The sequence below is a fragment of the Aquitalea sp. FG25 genome, assembly GCF_057809375.1.
Map to the genome: position 1 here is coordinate 1 of NZ_JBMDJV010000066.1, position 457 is coordinate 457.

Consider the following 457-nt stretch of genomic DNA (forward strand, 5'->3'; position numbering starts at 1 on the left):
CTGCAGCTGGATGGCGGCAACATCGCCGCCGAGCAGTTATTGCCGCACACGCTGGATGGCAGCGAGGGCGTGTCCGAGGCTTATCGTTATCAGCTGAGCTGTTTGTCGCCCGATGGCAATATCGAGCTCAAATCGTTATTGGGGGTGGCCGCCCGTTTAGGGGTGCTGGATGCCGATGGCAGCGAGGTGGTGCGTTGTGGCGTGGTGTCGCGGGCGGAGTTGTTGGGCAGCGATGGCGGCTTTGCCAAGTACGGCCTCACCATCGAGCCGCCGTTTGCCCTGCTGCGGCTGCGGCGCACTTCGCGGGTGTTTCAGGACCTGTCCGTCCCCGACATCGTCAAGCAGATTCTGGCCGAGCATCAGGCGAATAACCCGGTGTTTGCCCAGCTGCAGACGCTGGAATTCCACACCGCCACGGCCAGCCCGCGCAGTTATTGTCTGCAGTATCGCGAGAGCG

1 protein-coding gene is annotated in these 457 nt (G+C 62.8%); it reads left to right on the forward strand.

The features are described 5' to 3' along the window. Nucleotides 1-457: contractile injection system protein, VgrG/Pvc8 family (locus tag ACODR9_RS24310; RefSeq protein WP_488813264.1), on the forward strand; the 457-nt coding region annotated here is incomplete at both ends.